General features: G+C 62.0%; 9 protein-coding genes and 1 pseudogene. 6 read left to right on the top strand and 4 right to left on the bottom strand.

What is annotated here, in order from left to right; genetic code table 11:
- The first annotated feature begins 53 nt into the window (after positions 1-53).
- From HGP31_RS13125 to HGP31_RS13140, 4 genes are read left to right on the top strand one after another with little or no spacing between them, the layout of a single operon-like run.
- The gene (locus HGP31_RS13125) at positions 54-1,142 is read left to right on the top strand and encodes a WD40/YVTN/BNR-like repeat-containing protein (protein WP_033044348.1); all 1,089 of its coding nucleotides are present in this window, start codon (positions 54-56) and stop codon (positions 1,140-1,142) included.
- A gap of 16 nt (positions 1,143-1,158) precedes the next feature.
- Complete coding sequence (locus HGP31_RS13130) at positions 1,159-3,678, top strand: efflux RND transporter permease subunit (protein ID WP_020800023.1); 2,520 nt, start codon at positions 1,159-1,161, stop codon at positions 3,676-3,678.
- Positions 3,679-3,684: 6 nt separating this feature from the next.
- A complete protein-coding gene (locus tag HGP31_RS13135; RefSeq protein WP_020800022.1) occupies positions 3,685-5,463 on the top strand; it encodes an acyl-CoA dehydrogenase C-terminal domain-containing protein in 1,779 nt (592 codons plus the stop codon).
- 19 nt (positions 5,464-5,482) lie between these two features.
- The gene (locus tag HGP31_RS13140; RefSeq protein ID WP_020800021.1) at positions 5,483-7,126 is read left to right on the top strand and encodes a fatty acid--CoA ligase; all 1,644 of its coding nucleotides are present in this window, start codon (positions 5,483-5,485) and stop codon (positions 7,124-7,126) included.
- Between the two features lie 19 nt (positions 7,127-7,145).
- Here HGP31_RS13140 and HGP31_RS30970 read toward each other — a convergent pair.
- A pseudogene (locus HGP31_RS30970) lies at positions 7,146-7,235 on the bottom strand (outer membrane lipoprotein carrier protein LolA); the annotation flags it as partial.
- 205 nt (positions 7,236-7,440) lie between these two features.
- On the opposite strand from HGP31_RS30970, the gene HGP31_RS13145 reads away from it, so the two are divergent.
- Both HGP31_RS13145 and HGP31_RS13150 read left to right on the top strand, forming a co-directional pair.
- A complete protein-coding gene (locus HGP31_RS13145) occupies positions 7,441-8,766 on the top strand; it encodes an OprD family porin (protein WP_020800020.1) in 1,326 nt (441 codons plus the stop codon).
- 435 nt (positions 8,767-9,201) lie between these two features.
- A protein-coding gene (locus tag HGP31_RS13150; protein ID WP_116287586.1) for an IS3 family transposase occupies positions 9,202-10,751 on the top strand; the annotation gives its coding sequence in 2 pieces (ribosomal slippage) (positions 9,202-9,661 and positions 9,661-10,751; 1,551 coding nt in all).
- Positions 10,752-11,796: 1,045 nt separating this feature from the next.
- Here the strand turns inward: HGP31_RS13150 and HGP31_RS13155 are convergent.
- The 3 genes from HGP31_RS13155 to HGP31_RS13165 form a co-directional block, all read right to left on the bottom strand.
- Positions 11,797-15,894 carry a bifunctional nitrate reductase/sulfite reductase flavoprotein subunit alpha gene (locus tag HGP31_RS13155; RefSeq protein ID WP_168757896.1) on the bottom strand — a complete coding sequence of 1,366 codons (4,098 nt, stop codon included), beginning with the start codon at positions 15,892-15,894 and terminating at the stop codon, positions 11,797-11,799.
- A 421-nt stretch (positions 15,895-16,315) separates the two neighbouring features.
- Positions 16,316-18,022 carry an amidase gene (locus HGP31_RS13160; protein WP_083348868.1) on the bottom strand — a complete coding sequence of 569 codons (1,707 nt, stop codon included), beginning with the start codon at positions 18,020-18,022 and terminating at the stop codon, positions 16,316-16,318.
- An 84-nt stretch (positions 18,023-18,106) separates the two neighbouring features.
- Complete coding sequence (locus HGP31_RS13165) at positions 18,107-18,625, bottom strand: hypothetical protein (protein WP_020800054.1); 519 nt, start codon at positions 18,623-18,625, stop codon at positions 18,107-18,109.
- Between the last annotated feature and the right edge of the window lie 23 nt (positions 18,626-18,648).

Raw genomic sequence — 18,648 nt, forward strand, 5'->3', positions numbered from 1 at the left:
ACGTCGGGCACACGGCTGTGTGTCCCGGCGCGGTTTTCCGAAGAGGACGCGGTATGTGTTCGTATAAGAATTTCAAGCACGTGGCGTTTGGCCTGGCGCTCGGCCTGTTGCAGGGCGTCACCCACGCAGCCGATTACGTTGATGTGCTGGACCTGCCTGCCAGGGTCAGTGCCTTGGCCAGCAATAGCCCGCTGTCCGGCATGGCCCGCGCCGGTGAGCGCGTGATCGCCGTTGGCCAGCGCGGCCATATCCTGTTTTCCGATGACGCTGGCAAGCACTGGCAGCAGGCTGCCGTACCGGTCAGCGCCGACTTGACCGCCGTGAGTTTTTCCGGCCCCACCCAGGGCTGGGCGGTAGGCAATGACGGTGTGGTGTTGCACACGAGCGACGCTGGCGCGACCTGGAACAAGCAACTCGACGGCCGCCAGATCGGCAACTTGCTGGTCAAGCATTACACGGCGCTGGCCAGTGCCGAGCCGGGCAACGAACAGTGGCCGCTGCTGGTCGCCGAAGGTCAGCGACTGCTGGAGCAGGGTGCCGATAAACCGCTACTCGATGTGTGGTTCGCCAATGACCAAGTCGGCTATGTGGTCGGCGTGTTCAACCTGATCCTGCGCACTGACGATGGCGGCATGAGCTGGACGCCGTTGCAGGATCGCACCGACAACCCGCAAGGCTTGCACCTCAATGCCATCGCCTCCACTGGTGACAGCCTGTACATCGCCGGCGAACAAGGCCTGTTGCTCAAATGGGATGAGCAGGCTCAACGCTTCGCCGCCGTGGAGACGCCCTATCAGGGCAGCTTCTTCGGTGTCATCGGCAAGCCTGGCGAAGTGCTCGTCTACGGCTTGCGCGGCAACGTGCTGCGCAGTACCGACGGCGGGCAGAGCTGGACCCCGTTGGACACTGGGCTGCACATCAGCATTACCGCCGGCCTCGTCGATGCCCGTGGCCATTACCGGCTGTTCACCCAGGGCGGGCAGATGCTGGTCAGCCAGGGCACAGGTGCGCACATGCACCTGGTGCAGCAACCGGCACGCACCCCGGTTGCCGGTGCCACCCAGTCCGCCGACGGCGCATTGGTGGTAGCGGGCAGCCGTGGCGCCCAGGTGTTAGCCGCCGATCCAGCCCTCGAACCCTAAGAGCGAGAACCCAGACATGGGCAATATCAAACAAGACGCCATGCCGGTGATTCGCGAGCTGCGTGATTTCGACCGCCGCTCCGGCAACCTGCTCGAACGGCTGGTGTTCAACTACCGTCCGCTGTTCATGCTGCTGATGGCCTTGGCCACCGTGGTCCTGGGCTTCATGGCGGTGACCCGCCTGGAACTGCGCCCCAGCTTCGAAAAAATGATTCCGCAGAGCCAGCCCTACATCCAGAATTTCCTGGAGAACCGCCAGTCGCTGCGCGGCCTGGGCAACTCGGTGCGGGTGGTGGTCGAGAACACCCAGGGTGACATTTTCGACCCTCAGTACCTTGACGTACTCAAGCAGGTCAACGACCAGTTGTTCCTCACTGAAGGCGTCGACCGTGCGTGGATGAAGTCCTTGTGGAGCCCGGCGGTACGCTGGACTGAAGTCACCGAGCAAGGCTTCCAGGGTGGCCCGGTGATGCCTGATACCTATGAGGGCAAACCTGAGCAAATCGAACAGTTGCGCCAGAACATTTCCCGCGCCGGCATCGTCGGCAGCCTGGTCGCCAGCGACTACAAGTCGAGCATGCTCGTCGTACCGCTGCTGGACAAGTCCGCCGCAGGTGGCCAGCGCATCAACTACCATCAGTTCTCGCAGATGCTCGAAGAGCAGTTGCGCGACAAGATCGAATTCGCCGGCGACAGCGCGGCGCGTAAATCCGGGGAAGAGGGCAAGGGCCCGTACAAGGTGCGGGTGATCGGTTTCGCCAAGCTGATGGGCGACCTGATCGACGGCCTGATCCAGGTGATGATGTTCTTCGGGCTGGCCGTGGTCACCTCGCTGATCATCATCTACGCCTACACCCGTTGTGTGCGCAGCACCTTGTTGGTGGTCGGCTGCTCGCTGATCGCGGTAGTCTGGCAACTGGGCATCGTCGCCTGGCTGGGCTACGCCATCGACCCGTACTCGGTGCTGGTACCGTTCCTGATCTTCGCCATCGGTGTGTCACACGCCGCGCAGAAGATGAACGGCATCATGCAGGACATCGCCCGTGGCACCCACAAACTGATTGCCGCGCGCTACACCTTCCGCCGCCTGTTCATCGCTGGCGTCACTGCATTGCTGGCTGACGCCGTGGGCTTTGCCGTGCTGATGCTGATCGACATTCCGGTGATCCAGGACCTGGCGATCACCGCCAGCATCGGTGTCGCGGTACTGATCTTCACCTCACTGTTGCTGATGCCGGTGGCGCTGTCCTACATCGGCGTCGGCCGCAAGGCGGCCGAGCGTGCGCTGAAAATCGACAACCGTGCCGAGCACCACAAGGGCTTCGGCAAACTCTGGGACCTGCTCGATCGTTTCACCACGCGCAAGTGGGCGACGGGCGCCGTGCTGGTCGCGGTGCTGATGGGCATTGGCGGCTTCATGGTCAGCCTGCAACTGAAGATCGGCGACCTTGAAAGTGGGGCGCCGGAGTTGCGCGCCGACTCGCGCTACAACCGCGACAACGCCTACATCACCAGCCACTACGCGCTGTCCAGCGACCTGTTCGCGGTGATGATCAAGACCGCGCCGGAAGGCTGCCTGAACTACAAGACCCTGATCCTCGCGGACCGCCTGGCCTGGGAGCTGCAGCAGTATCCGGGTGTGCAGGCGACGTCCTCACTGGTCAACGCGGTACGCCAGATCACCGCCGGCACCTATGAAGGCAACCCCAAGCTCAACAGCATCCAGCGCAACCAGGACGTGCTGAACTATGCCGCGCAGCAAGCCTCGGTCAACTCTCCGGAGCTGTTCAACAACAACTGCTCGCTGATGCCGGTGATTGCCTTCCTCAAGGATCACAAGGCGGAGACCCTGGATGCCGTGGTGGCGATCGCCGACAAGTTCGCCAAGGAAAACAGTACTGACGATCGCCAGTTCCTGTTGGCGGCCGGCAGTGCCGGGATCGAAGCGGCCACCAACATCGTGGTGCGCGAGGCCAACCGTACCATGCTGCTGTACGTCTACCTGGCGGTGACGCTGTTCTGCCTGATCACTTTCCGCAGCTGGCGCGCCACGCTGGTGGCGCTGCTGCCACTGGTGCTGACTTCGATCCTGTGCGAAGCGCTGATGGTGGTCATGGGCATCGGCGTGAAAGTCGCGACCTTGCCGGTGATCGCCTTGGGTGTGGGGATCGGTGTGGACTACGCACTGTATCTGCTCAGCGTGCAATTGCACTTCCAGCGTCAGGGCCTGCCGCTGTCCCAGGCGTACCGCAACGCCGTGTCGTTCACCGGCCGGGTGGTCGGGCTGGTGGGCATCACACTGGCCGCCGGCGTGGTGTGCTGGGTCTGGTCGCCGATCAAGTTCCAGGCCGACATGGGCATCCTGCTGACCTTCATGTTCCTTTGGAACATGCTCGGCGCGCTGATCCTGATTCCGGCCCTGTCGTACTTCCTGCTGCGTGAACGGGCACCGCAACCCGGTGCTGTTGCGGCAGCCGAAATCATTGAATCCACTGAACGTCCCGGCATGCCCCATGCCGTGACCACTTCCGAGTAAGTCAAGATGTCTGATTACAAAGCTCCCCTGCGCGACATGCGCTTCGTCCTCAACGAGGTCTTCCAGGTGTCCCGGCTGTGGGCCAGTTTGCCTGGCCTGGCCGACGTGATCGATGAAGAAACCGCTGCCGCCATCCTCGAAGAAGCCGGCAAGATCAGTGGCGAAGTCATCGCACCCTTGAACCGCGCCACCGACGAGCAGGGCTGTACCTGGAGCAATGGTTCGGTCACCGCGCCAGAGGGTTTTGCCGAGGCCTATCAAGCCTTCGCCGAAGGCGGTTGGGTCGGTGTCGGCGGAGATCCGCAGTACGGTGGCATGGGCATGCCCAAGGCGATTTCGGCCCAGGTCGAAGAGATGGTCAACGCGGCCAGCCTGTCGTTCGGCCTGTACCCGATGCTGACCGCCGGCGCCTGCCTGTCGATCAAGGCGCACGCCAGTGAAGAACTCAAGGAGCGTTACCTGCCGAACATGTACGCCGGCACCTGGACCGGTTCCATGTGCCTGACCGAGGCCCATGCCGGCACCGACCTGGGCATGATCCGCACTCGCGCCGAGCCCCAGGCCGATGGCAGCTACAAGGTCAGCGGCAGCAAGATTTTCATCACCGGCGGCGACCACGACCTGACCGAAAACATCATCCACCTGGTACTGGCGCGACTGCCCGATGCCCCGGCAGGCCCAAAAGGCATCTCGCTGTTCCTGGTGCCCAAGGTGCTGGTCAACGCCGACGGATCGCTGGGTGAAAACAATGCGCTGTCCTGCGGCTCCATCGAACACAAGATGGGGATCAAGGCGTCGGCCACCTGCGTGATGAACTTCGACGGCGCCACCGGCTGGATCGTCGATGCGCCGAACAAGGGGCTGGCGGCGATGTTCACCATGATGAACTACGAGCGCCTGGGCGTGGGCATCCAGGGCCTGGCGCAGGGCGAGCGTTCCTATCAGAACGCCGTCGCCTATGCTCGTGATCGCTTGCAGAGCCGTGCACCTACCGGCGCACAGAACAAAGACAAGGCCGCCGACCCGATCATCGTCCACCCTGACGTACGGCGCATGCTGTTGACCATGAAGGCCCTGAACGAAGGTGGCCGTGCGTTCTCCAGCTACGTGGCCCTGCAACTGGACATCGCCAAATACAGCGAAGACCCGACAACCCGCACGCGTGCCCAGGAACTGGTGTCGTTGCTGACCCCGGTGGCGAAGGCATTCCTCACCGACATGGGCCTGGAAACGACCCTGCACGGGCAGATGATTTTCGGCGGGCATGGCTACATTCGCGAGTGGGGCCAGGAGCAACTGGTGCGCGACGTGCGCATCACGCAAATCTACGAAGGCACCAACGGCATCCAGTCCCTGGACCTGGCCGGGCGCAAGATTGTCGGCAGCGGCGGGGCGCTCTACCGCCTGTTTGCTTCGGAAATCCGCAACTTCACCGCCAACGCCAGCGCCGAACTTGATGAGTTCACCCAGCCGTTGAACGCCGCCGTGGACACCCTCGATGAACTGACCGCGTGGCTGCTGGATCGGGCACAGGGCAACCCAAATGAAATCGGCGCGGCCTCGGTCGAGTACCTGCACGTGTTTGGCTACACCGCGTACGCCTACATGTGGGCGCGCATGGCCAAGGCCGTCGTCAGCGGCGATGCCGAGGACGATTTCTACACCAGCAAGCTGGCCACCGCGCGTTTCTACTTCGCCCGGTTGCTGCCACGTATCCACTCGTTGAGCGCATCGGCCAAAGCCGGAAGCGACTGCCTCTACGAGCTGCAAGCCGACCAGTTCTAAAGGACAAGGAACCTTAATCATGATGGCGACAAAAATAATTCCACCCGCCGAAGGCGCCTATGCCTATCCCTTGCTGATCAAGCAATTGCTGCTGTCCGGGGTGCGCTACGAACCGGGTCGGGAAATCGTCTACGCCGACAAGCTGCGCTACAGCTACCAGACCCTCAACCAGCGCATCCGCCGCCTGGCCAATGCGTTGACTGCGGCCGGGGTCAAGGCCGGGGACACCGTGGCCCTGCTTGACTGGGACAGCCACCGCTACCTGGAATGCTTCTTCGCCGTGCCGATGATTGGCGCGGTGCTGCACACGGTGAACATTCGCCTGTCGCCGGAGCAGGTGCTGTTCACCATGAACCACGCCGAGGATGACCTGGTGCTGGTGCATGACGATTTCCTGCCGCTGGTCGAGCAGATCCAGGGGCGGCTGACCACGGTCAAAGGCTTTGTGCAGCTCACCGATGACCAGGCATCCGATACTTCATTACCCGTGCAGGGCGAGTACGAGCAGTTGCTGTCGCAGTGTTCGGACCAGTATGACTTTCCCGATTTCGACGAGAATTCGGTAGCGACGCTGTTCTACACCACCGGCACCACCGGCGACCCCAAGGGCGTGTATTTCACCCATCGCCAGTTGGTCCTGCACACCTTGAATGCCGTGGGGACATTGGGCGTCTACCAGGGGACGCCGCTGCTGCGTTCCGATGACGTGTACATGCCGATCACGCCGATGTTCCATGTGCATGCCTGGGGCGTGCCTTACGTCGCTACCCTGATGGGCATCAAGCAGGTGTACCCCGGCCGCTACGAACCCAATAGCCTGGTCCGGCTTTATCAGGAGGAGAAGGTGACGTTTTCCCACTGTGTGCCGACCATCCTGCAAATGCTCCTCACCTGTGAGCAAGGCAAGTCCGCCGATTTCAACGGCTGGAAAATGCTCCTGGGTGGCAGTGCGCTGCCCTTGGGTCTTGCCAGCGAAGCCAGTGCAAAAGGCATGGTGGTGCACGCTGGCTACGGCATGTCGGAAACCTGCCCGCTGCTGTGCCTGACTTACCTGCGCGATGAAGACCGCAAGCTATCGGCCCAGGCGCAACTGCCGACACGCATCAAGACCGGTACCCCGGTGCCGATGGTCGACCTGAAAATCATCGATGCCAGTGGCAATGACGTGGTCCATGACGGCGAGTCCCTGGGCGAGATCGTGGTGCGCGCGCCCTGGCTGACACAAGGCTACTTGAAGGAGCCGCAAAAAGGCGCCGAGCTGTGGCAGGACGGCTGGTTGCACACTGGCGACATGGCTTCCATCGACCCGTTGGGCGGTGTGGAAATCAAGGATCGCATCAAGGACGTGATCAAGACCGGCGGGGAGTGGATCAGCTCCCTGGAGCTGGAAAGCCTGATCAGCGAACACCAGGCGGTGCTGTCGGTCGCGGTGGTGGGCATTGCCGATGAGCAATGGGGAGAACGGCCCATGGCCCTGGTGGTGTGCGAGCCGGGACAGTACCTGGACCGCAAGATCCTCGAGGCGCACCTGCAAGGGTTCGTCGAGATCGGCCGGATCAATAAATGGGCGATTCCCAAGCAGTTCAAGTTCGTGGCTGAGATTCCCAAGACCAGCGTTGGCAAGATCAACAAGAAGCTGATCCGGGAACAGGCGCTGGTCTGAGCAACCGTGACGCATAACCCACTGTAGGAGCGAGCATGCTCGCGAGAAACCCGAGAGCACCTCGGGGTGTCAGGTAGCCAGCGTCATCGTTGACGACCATCGCGAGCATGCTCGCTCCTACAGGGGGCCTTCGGCACGTCCGATTTCGATGAAAATCCCCCTGGTCGTTTTTCAAAAACCATGAGGTTGCGTACCTCATTGCGACAACTCTTATCCCTCTACGGAAATTACTTTCATCTCGTTTGAAGTTCGTGCCTCGAAATGTTCTAAGAGTTTCACAAATATTTCGACGTGACCCTCTTGAGGAGTACCGCATGTTCAAACGAGCAATTCCCGCCGCCATCCTGTTGTTCGGCGGTTCGATCGGCGCACAGGCAGCAGAGCCTGGCGCACGCGGCTTTCTGGAAGACAGCAAGGCCAGCCTTTCCATGCGTACCCTGTACTTTAACAGCGATAACCGCGACGGCAGCGCAGACCCTTCCAAGACCGAAGAGGCGGCCCAGGGTTTTGTGCTGCGTTATGAGTCGGGATTCACCCAAGGCACCCTGGGGTTCGGGCTTGATGCCCAGGCGTTGCAAGGGATTACCCTGGACAGCGGCGCCGGTCGCCACGTCGGCAGCGGCATGATTCCCTCGAAGGGCGACGGTGCGGCCGATGCCTGGAGCAGCTTCGGTCCCACGGCGAAGATGCGCATCGCCAAGACCGAACTGCGTTACGGCACGTTGTTGCCGAAGCTGCCGATACTGCTGTCCAACGATGCCCGCGTGCTGCCGCAATCGTTCACCGGCGGCCAGGTCACGTCAAAAGACATCGATGGCCTGACCCTGACCGGCGGGTTGCTGGAGCACGCAGTCGGTCGTGCCTCGACCGATCGAACCGGCCTGTCGGTTGCCGGTGGTACCCGGGACAGCAACAAGTTCTATTTCGCCGGGGGCGACTACGAGGTGACCAAGGCGCTGAAGGCACAGTACTACTTCGCGCAGTTGGAAGATTTCTACAACCAGAACTTCCTCGGCCTGACACACAGCCTGGCCATCGACAGTGCAAGCGCCATCACCACGGACCTGCGCTATTTCCGCACCACCTCCAGCGGTGCCAACAGCTCCGCCGCAGGTAGAGCTCAAGGCTATCGCGTCTCGGGTTACACCGATGACAACAACGGTGAAATCGATAACGACACCTGGGCTGCCATGGTTACCTATACCAACGGCGGCCATGCCGTGGCGCTCGGTTACCAGCAAGTGGGCGATGGCAGCAACTTCGTCCAGCCCAACCAGGGCAGCCTGGTGGATAAAGGCGCGGGTGGTGGCAGCGTCTACTTGCCCACCGATCGCATGATCCAGAGCTTTGCCCGCGCCGGGGAGCAAACCCGTTTCGGTCAATACACCTATGACTTCGCACCCCTTGGAATCCCGGGCCTGAAGGCGTCAGTGGCGTATCTCAAGGGCACGGATATCAAGGCGCAAAACGCTGCGGACCAGTCTGAGTGGGAGCGTGATATGACGCTGGACTATGTGATTCAGTCGGGTTCGCTCAGGGGGCTTGCCTTCAGCGTGCGCAATGGCAAGTCGAACACCGATGCCGGGCGCAATGTTGAGCAGAATCGCTTCATCATCAACTACACCCTGTCGCTGCTGTAACGCCCGTTACGCACTCACGGCGGAATGAAACCCTTGTAGGAGCCAGGCTTGCCGGCGATGGCGTCCTGGCGGCCAATGGGGGTTTGTGACTGAGTACATATCCATTGCTTCGGTAACGGCTACTTAGGGTTTCGCCCTTACGGCGAGTCACTTGGAAAAGCCCCAAGTAACCAAGGGCTCTTGCCCCTGGCGTTCGGTGCCTCGCTAAGGCTCGGCATGCCCTCGCTCCGGTCCTGCTCCGTGGGTCGCCGCGATGGGCCATCCCTGGCCCAGCGCGGCTAAACCGGCATCCATGCCGGTTTACCCACTACGCAGAACCTCCTCTCAGCCTCTCGAGGGGGCAAGAACATCAAAAGCCCCCCCGGTGTCAGGATAGTTGTCGCCTCTGCGGATTTACCCCCAAAAAAGCACACCGAGGGCGGAAAGAGATAGGTTGTGACGTACTATTCACCCGAACGTAAAGCTGCATTGCTCAAGATGTTGCTTCCCCCGCTGAGCCTGACCGTGGCCGAAGTTTGTCGACGTGAAGGGGTCAGCGATGTATCGATGTACCTCTGGCGCAAGATGGCCAACCAAGGAAGTAAAGTGCCCGACGACATACTGCTTTCTGATAAATGGTCTGCTGAAGCCCGGTTTGCAGCTGTCCTTGAAACGGCCAGTCTGACTCAGCTTGAGTTGGGCGAATATTGCCGTCGAAACGGCCTTTACCCCGAACAGCTCAATGCCTGGCGTCAGGCCTGTATCAGCGGTCAAGAAGCTGTTCAGGCGCAAAAAATGGCTGATCATGAACAGACGCGCAAAGACAAGAAACGGATCCTGGAACTGGAGCGTGAACTGCGCCGTAAAGATGCTGCATTGGCCGAAACCGCAGCGTTGTTAGTGCTGCGAAAAAAGCTCAACGATTACTGGGGGACCGACGACGAGGACAACTGACCTCTTTGCCGGAACGGCAGTTGTTGGTGGGCTGGTTGATCGAAGCGATCGTAGCGGGAGCCCGAAAAATACGGGCCTGCCAAGAGGTCGGACTATCGCTCAGAACCTTGCAGCGCTGGACCCAGCCGCAGGAGCTGCAAGCCGATGCGCGCACCACCACTTTGCGGCCCAAGCCGCGTAATGCGTTAAGCGAAATCGAGCGACACGCCATCGTGGCGCTGTGCAACAGCCCGACATACGCCCATTTGCCTCCGAGCCAGATCGTTCCGCGCTTGGCCGACGAGGCGCGATATCTGGCGTCGGAAACTACGTTTTATCGCGTCTTGCGAGCAGCCGGCCAACAGCACCATAGAGGCCGCAGCCGACGACCCCGGCGGGTTGTAATGCCGACAACACATGCGGCTGAGAAGCCCAACCAGGTGTGGTCGTGGGACATCACGTATCTTCCATCGCCGATCCGCGGCAAGTATTACTACCTGTATTTGATCGAGGATATTTACAGCCGCAAGGCGGTGGGCTGGGAGGTTTATGAAGAAGAAAGTGGTGAGAAAGCGGCTGCACTGCTACAGCGCAGCGTGATCAGCGAGAAGTGCCTGCGTGAGCCGTTAGTGCTGCACTCTGATAACGGAGCGCCGATGAAATCGGTGACGCTGTTAAGCAAAATGTATGAGCTGGGGATCACACCCTCTCGCGGTCGGCCGCGCGTAAGCAATGACAACCCGTACTCGGAATCACTGTTTAGAACACTGAAGTACTGCCCGCAATGGCCCTTAGAAGGCTTCGCCAGCTTGGACGCTGCACGGACTTGGGTGAGGGATTTTATGCGCTGGTATAACACCGAACACAGGCACAGCCGGATCCGCTTCGTCACACCGTCAGAGCGCCATCGCGGGCAAGATCATCAGATCCTGGTGCTGCGGCACCAGTTGTATGAACGGGCACGCCAGAAAACTCCTGAACGATGGTCTGGAAAAACACGCAACTGGGAGCCGATAGGAACGGTGCTGCTGAACCCGGATCGGGTACAGCAGACCGGTAAGAAAGCGGCATAGCAAAACAGTTGGCGCGACAACTACCTTGAAAAACGCCGCCTGACTGTTACGGGTGCACCTGGATCCCCTGTAGGAGCGAGCCTGCTCGCGATGAACCTGAGAGCACCGCGGGCTACCAGGTGCCCCGCGTTATCGTTGACGCCCATCGTCGGAACGCCGCCCGGAGCATGCTCGCTCCTACAGGGGATTGGATGTATCTGCGAAGGTAAGGTCGGCTTTAAGGCCGCCTCGCTTTGCTGTTGATCGCGGGCGCCCCGTTAACCACGATGGCCGAACGCAGGCATTGCGCAGTGGGTAAACCGGCAGGACGCCGGTTTAGCCGCGCTGGGCCAGGGACGGCCCATCGCGGCGACCCACGGAGCAATGCCTTCGTTCTGGCATGCCGAGCCTAAGCGAGGCACCAAGTGGTGGGGCAAAGCCTTTTGCTTCCTTTTTGGCGTTTGAAAAAGGGAGTCGCTGTAAAAGCGAAACCATAGGTGGCCGTTACCGCAGCAATGGATATGTACTCCGACAACCAATTTCACACAGGGCTTCCTGTGACGCCCCGCATCACTGCTGCGCACGGCTCAATTAACGCGTCGTCAATGGAACGCAGAGCGTCCCTGGCGGCATTCCCACGCAGAGCGTGGGAACGATCAATCGAGGTACACCCGTCAAAGTCAGGTCGGCTTTAAGGCCGCCTCGCTTTTGTTTTTGATCTGGGCGCCCCGTTAACCACGCTGGCCGAACGCAGGCGTCGCGCAGTGGGGAAACCGGCAGGACGCCGGTTTAGCCGCGCTGGGCCAGGGACGGCCCATCGCGGCGACCCACGGAGCAATGCCTTCGTTCTGGCATGCCGAGCCCTAGCGAGGCACCAAGTGGTGGGGCAAAGCCTTTTGCTTCCTTTTTGGTGTTTGAAAAAGGGAGTCGCTGTAAAAGCGAAACCATAAGCCGCCGTTACCGCAGCAATGGATATGTACTCCCCAAACAACTTCGACGTGGCATCGATCAATGTTGGTAGAGGCGCCGATGAAGGTCGGCACTGTCACCGACACCCACCAACCACTCAATAAACATCCCGCAAATAACGCTTCTGCTCACTCATCTGCCGCCAGTAATCAGCGGCGCCTTGCGAGTCCAGTCCACCGTGTTGCTGGGCGACCTGGCGCAAGGCCTGGTCGACGTCCTTGGCCATGCAGCTGGCGTCTCCACAGATGTACAACCGGGCGCCGTCCTGCAGCCAGCGCCAGAGTTCGGCGCCTTGTTCGCGGATGCGATCCTGCACGTAGATTTTCTCGGCCTGGTCACGGGAAAACGCCAGGCTCAGGTGCGTCAGCAGGCCATCGTGCTGCATGCCTTGCAGTTCGTCGCGGTAGTAGAAGTCGCTGGCGGCGTGCTGTTCACCGAAGAACAGCCAGTTCTTGCCCTGGTCGCCCCGCGCCCGGCGCTCCTGCAGGAAGGCGCGGAAGGGCGCGACCCCGGTGCCGGGGCCGATCATGATCATCGGCACATCACCTTCGTTCGGCACGCGAAAGTGTCTGGCTGGCTGGACGAAAACCGGTACCTCGGCGTCCTGCGCGCGGTCGGCGAGGAAGGTCGAGGATACGCCCTTGCGCTTGCCGTAGCGCACCGCCGCCACGGTGAGATGGACTTCCCGTGGATGCGCCTTGGCGCTCGAAGCGATGGAATACAGGCGCGGCTGCAAGCGCTTGAAGGTGCCCAGGAGCTCGCTCGCCGAGCAGTCCAGTGGATATTCCTGCAGCACGTCCGCCAGTTGCCGGCCCCACAACCATTCTTTCAACTGAGCCTTATGCTCAGTGCCCAGCAACTGTTTCAAACCGGGATTGGCGCTGCGTTCGGCGATGAAAGCCAGGGTGTCGCTGTTGGGCCGAGCGATTTCGAAGTGTTCGGTCAGTGCCTGACGTAACGACACCTCGGCGCATTGATCGACGCTCACCGCCGTCTCGCCATTTAACCGGGTCAAGTCGAGCAACTCGTCGACCAGTTCCGGACAATTGCGCGGATGGACGCCCAGCGCGTCACCCGCCTCATAACCCAGTCCAGAATCCGCCAGGTCCAGGGAAAACATGCGGGTTTCCTTGTGCGGGCTCTGGCGGTTCAGGTGAAGATTGGCCAGCAGCCGCGAAGCATGGGGCTTGGCCTTGCCGGGTGTCTGGGCAGCGCTGGCGGCAGTGTGGCTATGCGCGACGACCACAGCTTCGGGCCTGAGGGTCTTCTGCAATTGCGCCAGCCAGGTATCGGCGCGCTCCTCGAATTCGGTGTCGCAATCGACCCGTTCCAGCAGGCGGGTGGCGCCCAGTTCCTGCAGGCGCTGATCGAGCTGTTTGCCGTGCTGGCAGAATCGGTCGTAGGCCGGGTCACCCAGGGCCAGCACGGCAAAGCGCAATGACTCCAGACGCGTCTGGGCGGTGCTGAGGGTGTGCCAGAAACCTTCGCCATTGTCCGGCGGATCGCCATCGCCGAAGGTGCTGCTGATCAAGGCCAGATTCTGCGTGCTGGCCAACTTGCTGGCGGGGAAGTCGGCCATCGCGCTCAGCTCCACGGCGAAGCCGTCATCGCGCAGGCGCGCGGCCAGGCGCTCGGCCAGGGTTTCGGCATTGCCGGTTTGCGACGCCCAGAGCAAGGTCACCGCGAGGGCATTTTCTGCAACGGCGGGCGCCAAAGTTGCAGCCTGATCAGCTACACCCGCATCAACCCGACTGAACAATCCGCCCAGGAGTCCGTCCAGCCACAGACGAGTCTCGGTGGCCAACGGCGCGCTGGGCGGCAGCACCGGCACCCCAGCCGCCTGGCGCCCTGCTGGCGATTGCAGGCCACTGAGAAAACCGGCGAGGTAGGTGCGTTCACTGTCGTTCAATGGCGGGGAGGGCAGGCAACGGATGCCCGCGAGATCGGCAAAGGTCTCGATGCTCGACATGGCGAGTTCCTCTGGTAAGGGGGATGAGTCGACGGTGGCAGGCGCTGGCGTTTGCAGGAACTGATGGTCGATCAGTTCGACACGTTGCAGGGCGACCGCACAGAATTTGAATTCGGGCTGCTGCGAGATCGGGTCGACGGCATCGTTGGTCACGGCATTGATCGCCAGGTTCTCGCCAAACACATCGTTCCAGTGAAAAGGCGCAAAACAGTTGCCCTGGCGCACGCGGTCGCTCACCACCGCCGGAAGCACGGCCCGACCTCGCACCGAACGTACCTCGACCGGGTCCTTGTCCTTGATGCCCAGGGCGCTGGCATCCTCGGGATGGATCTCGACGAAGGGGCCCGGATTGAGCTTGTTCAGGGTCGCCACCTTGCCGGTCTTGGTCAGGGTGTGCCACTGATGCTGCAAGCGCCCGGTGTTGAGCACGAAGGGAAAGGTTTCATCGGGCATTTCCGCTGGCGCCATGTGCGGACGGGCGAGAAAGATGCCTTTGCCGCGCTCGGTGGGGAAGACGATCGTCGGCTGGCTGCCGTCGGCTTCGACCCTGAGTGCCTGACTCTCGCCATTGTTGAGGTAGCGAATCGGATTGCGATCCGCCGCGCTAGCGCTGGCGCAGGGCCATTGCAAAGGTTTGTTGCGCAGGCGCGGGTAGCTGGCGCCGCGAATGTCATAGCCGGTCTTGGGGTTCCAGGCGCGCTTGATCTCTTCGAACACCGCGTCGGCAGTGCTGTAGGTGAACGCCGCGGCGAAGCCCATCTCGCAGGCCACCCGCGCGATGATCTGCCAGTCGGGCAGCGTCTCGCCCGGGGGCTCCACGGCTTTTTGCATCAGCGTCAGGTTGCGCTCGGAGTTGATCATAACGCCCTCGGCCTCGGCCCAGAGCGCGCCGGGCAGCAGGATGTCGGCGTAACGGTTGGTCTCGGTGTCGAGGTAGGCGTCCTGGGTGATGACCAGCTCTGCCGCCTGCAGGCCGTCGATCACTTTCTGGCGGTTGGGGCCTGACGCCACCGGGTTGGTGCAGATGATCCAGCAGGCCTTGATTCGTCCTGCGCTCATGTCTTCGAACATCGACACGGTGCCGCCACCGGCGCTGCGCGGCAAGCGGTCGCGGGGGATGCTCCACAAATCTTCGATGAACGCGCGGTCCGCCTCCACCAGCATGGAACGCTGGCCGGGTAGGCCTGGCCCCATATAGCCCATCTCACGGCCACCCATGGCGTTCGGTTGCCCGGTCAGGGAAAACGGCCCGCTGCCCGGCCGGCAAATTGCGCCGGTGGCCAGGTGCAGATTGCACAGGGCGTTGGTGTTCCAGGTGCCGTGGGTGCTCTGGTTCAACCCCATGGTCCAGCAGCTCATCCACTGCGCGGCCTCGCCGATCCATTGCGCGGCCTGGCGAATGTCCGCCTCGGGCAGACCGGTGAGGTGTGCGACCTTGGCCGGCGGATAGTCCTCGAGAAATTCCGGCATGGCCTCCCAGCCTTCGGTGAACGCCGCGATGAACGCCGGGTCGGTGTGACCGTTTTTCACCAGCAGATGCAGCAAGCCATTGAGCAATGCCAGGTCGGTGCCCGGCTTGATCGGCAGGAACAGGTCGGCTTTGTCCGCGGTGGCGCTGCGCCGTGGGTCGACCACGATCAACTTCGCTCCGGCCTTGACCCGGTCCATCATGCGCAGGAACAAAATCGGGTGACAGTCGGCCATGTTGGCGCCGATGACGAAAAACAGGTCCGCCTGGTCGAAGTCCTGATACGAGCCCGGAGGGCCATCAGAACCGAGGGAGAGCTTGTAGCCGCTGCCGGCGCTGGCCATGCACAGGCGGGAATTGGACTCTATGTTTGCGGTTCCAACAAAACCCTTGGCCAGTTTGTTGATCAGGTATTGGGCTTCCAGCGACATTTGCCCGGACACGTAGAACGACAATGCATCGGGGCCGTGGCGATCGAGGGTGTCGCGCAGTCGGTTGGCCGTCTCGCTGATGGCTTTATCCATGGCAATGCGCACCGGATCGCGGCGGCGTTCCTGGCGCAGGTAGGCGTGTTCCATCCGGCCCGACTCGGCGATGGCCTGGCCGCAGGTGGTGCCCTTGGTGCAGAGCCTGCCGGCGTTGCTCGGGTGCTCCTTGTCGCCGCTGACCTTGACCACGCGGTTGTTTTCGACCTGCATGACGATGCCGCAGCCCACACCACAATAGGGACATACACTGCGTACGGTTTTGCTTGTCATCCTCGTCCCTCGAATCTTTTGCCGGCCGTTGCCGATGCCGGAAACAAAAAAGGCGCCATGCGGCCCACCGTCAGAAAAAACGGGGGACACACGGCGCCTTTGTCGTATGCATGCAATCAGCGTTGACTGCAGGGTTGAGGTGTTCCTAGCAAGTCACGCGCCAGAAATGCCCTTGAGGTCGCGATCGTTGTCGATACGCAGGCGGGCGGGGCTGCGAGCGCACGGCTTTGCCGGATGAAAAGCGCGGTCTTGTGCGGATCGTCGGCGAGGGGAGTGCAGGAGGGAATCGTTGAACAGCGGTTCAAATGAACGGTGCGCACCGGTTGCCTGCACTTTTATAAAGCGCCATGTGCACCCAAGTGCACCAGTCGGTGGCGGTGGCGGGACTGGCGCCTGTTCCGCTCCAGTCCCAACCGCATTATCACTTGCCCAGCGGTGGCGTGCGCGGTGGAATCAAGCGCTTCGAACCACAGGCCTCGAACGCCGACGCCAGGCGCAGCAGGCTCGAGTCGTCATAGGCGCGACCGGCAAAGGTCAGCCCCACGGGCATGCCGATATCCGGCATGACCCCCATCGGCACGGTGACCGTCGGCACACCCAGGTGACGTATCGCGAGGTTGCCGTTGGCCACCCAGACACCGTTGCTCCAGGCGATGTCCGCCGCTGCCGGATCAACGTCGGCATTGGCCGGGCCGACGTCGGCGACCGTCGGGAAAATCACTGCATCGAGCCCCAGCCCATCCATCCACTGCTCAAGATCGATCTGGCGGGTCTGTTCCAGGCCGCGCAGGCCATCAGGCACCGTCGGGATTTGGTCCCACGGGGTAATGCCGCGCTCGGCCATGCGCACGTACTCGTCCATGCCGGCGGCCAGGTCGCCTTCGCGGTTGGGCAAGGTGCCCGGGTCGTGCGGGAAAATCAGTGGCCCGTCGACATCCACCAAACGGTTCAATTTCGGATCGCCGTTGGCCTGCAGGAAATCGTCGAACGCCCAGGCCGTCAGGTCCCACAGCTCGTGATGCAGGAATTCCTTGGACACGATCCCGCGATTGAACACGGTTGGTGCACCGGGGCGATCGCCTTCACAGTTGGAGACGAGGGGAAAATCGACCTCGACGACTTCGGCGCCGGCGGCCTGCAAGGCCTGGCGTGCCTGTTCCCAGAGCCCGATCACCGAAGGCCGGGTGTGGATGCGCTGCCCGGTCGGGCCGCCGATGCCAGGGGCTTCACTGGTGCCGGCTTCAGGGTCGGCGTTGATGTACATGCGTGGTACGCCCAGACGCTTGCCGGCCAGTGCCGCGGCATTGGCGGCCAGGTCCTGGTAAGACGCGGGGCGGACCGAGGCGACGGGCGGAATCGGCACCCAGGGTTGCATGCGCCACAGGTCGCCGCGGGTGTCGGGGTCCTCGGCCACCACCACGTCAAGCACCTCGAGCAGGTCGGCCATGGTCCTGGCAAACGGCACGACGACGTCCATGGTCGGCGTCAACGGCCAGTTGCCGCGCACCGAGATCACGCCGCGTGACGGCGTGTAGGCACACAAGCCATTGTTGGACGCAGGGCCGCGACCGCTCGACCAGGTTTCTTCAGCCAGGCCGAAGGCGGCAAAACTCGCGGCGGTGGCCGTCCCTGCGCCGTTCGAAGAGCCCGAGGCGAAGGGGGCGGTGAGGTAGTCGGCGTTGTACGGGCTTTCTGCGCGGCCGTACACGCCACGCTGCATGCCGCCGTTGGCCATTGGCGGCATATTGGTCTTGCCCAGGCAGATGGCACCGCCAGCACGCAAGCGCTCAACGGTGAATGCATCGCGATAGGCGATCAGGTCTTTGAAAGCCGGACTGCCGGAGGCGGCGGTGAGCCCCTTGACCAGATAACTGTCCTTGGCCGTATAGGGGATGCCATCGAGCGGGCCCAGCGTTTGGCCCTTGGCTCGACGGGCATCGCTGGCCTGTGCCTCTTTCAAGGCGTCGGGGTTGCGCACCACCACCGCGTTGAGCGCGGTGGGCGTCTGGGGCGTGTCGTAGGCATCGATCCTGGCCAGATAAGCCTGGACCAGCTCAACGGCAGTGGTCTGGCCGGATTCGAGCGCAGCGCGCAGTTGGGCAATGGAAACTTCGGTGACTTCGATCATGCGGTGACTGCCGAGTGTTGATGGGGGATGCGCTGAGTGAGGCATCCGGGTACGCCCGTCATGTTAGCACCGCGCTCGTCGAAGTCAGCGATCGACTTGAAGACGCAGGCGCTGGTTCACCGGATTGAAACAGGTGCGCAAATGGTCGATGACTTGGTCGATCGAAGGCCCTTCAATGGCCGGTAGTTGCGAGTTCTCGCCAAATTCACGCCAGATGAACAGGGTCATTTCAGCGCCATCGGTCAGTGTACGCGCGGCGGCGCTGGTGCCGAAGTTTTCCAGCAGCCGGTAGCGCTCATCCTCCCAGAACTGGTCCTCGACCCACTGGTAGACCGGTATGTAATGAAAATGGATGGGGAAGCGTGGGTCATGGCCGAAGCGGCTGATATAGAGCCACTTGGGCTTCAACTCCGCTTGCAGGGTTTTCTGGATGCTGGCGAGCAGCACGCCCATCTCCACCAGGGCCTGCTCGGGCAGGTCGGACAGCGAATTGGCGTTGTGCCGGGTGCCCAGCACCAGATAGCCGGGGAGCGCCGAAGACATATGGTGGTTGAGGATCCAGTGGGCGGTTTCATGAATGATGAAACGGGGTGCGATGTCCATGGGTCTATGTCCGTTGGCGAAAC

Source organism: Pseudomonas umsongensis (genome assembly GCF_012647205.1).
Classification (GTDB): domain Bacteria; phylum Pseudomonadota; class Gammaproteobacteria; order Pseudomonadales; family Pseudomonadaceae; genus Aquipseudomonas; species Aquipseudomonas umsongensis.

Bases quoted from the DNA above. Each gene is read 5' to 3' on its own strand.
- HGP31_RS13125 (WP_033044348.1), top strand. From the start codon at position 54: ATGTGTTCGTATAAGAATTTCAAGCACGTGGCGTTTGGCCTGGCGCTC.
- HGP31_RS13130 (WP_020800023.1), top strand. From the start codon at position 1,159: ATGGGCAATATCAAACAAGACGCCATGCCGGTGATTCGCGAGCTGCGT.
- HGP31_RS13135 (WP_020800022.1), top strand. From the start codon at position 3,685: ATGTCTGATTACAAAGCTCCCCTGCGCGACATGCGCTTCGTCCTCAAC.
- HGP31_RS13140 (WP_020800021.1), top strand. From the start codon at position 5,483: ATGATGGCGACAAAAATAATTCCACCCGCCGAAGGCGCCTATGCCTAT.
- HGP31_RS13145 (WP_020800020.1), top strand. From the start codon at position 7,441: ATGTTCAAACGAGCAATTCCCGCCGCCATCCTGTTGTTCGGCGGTTCG.
- HGP31_RS13155 (WP_168757896.1), bottom strand. From the start codon at position 15,894: ATGACAAGCAAAACCGTACGCAGTGTATGTCCCTATTGTGGTGTGGGC.
- HGP31_RS13160 (WP_083348868.1), bottom strand. From the start codon at position 18,022: ATGATCGAAGTCACCGAAGTTTCCATTGCCCAACTGCGCGCTGCGCTC.
- HGP31_RS13165 (WP_020800054.1), bottom strand. From the start codon at position 18,625: ATGGACATCGCACCCCGTTTCATCATTCATGAAACCGCCCACTGGATC.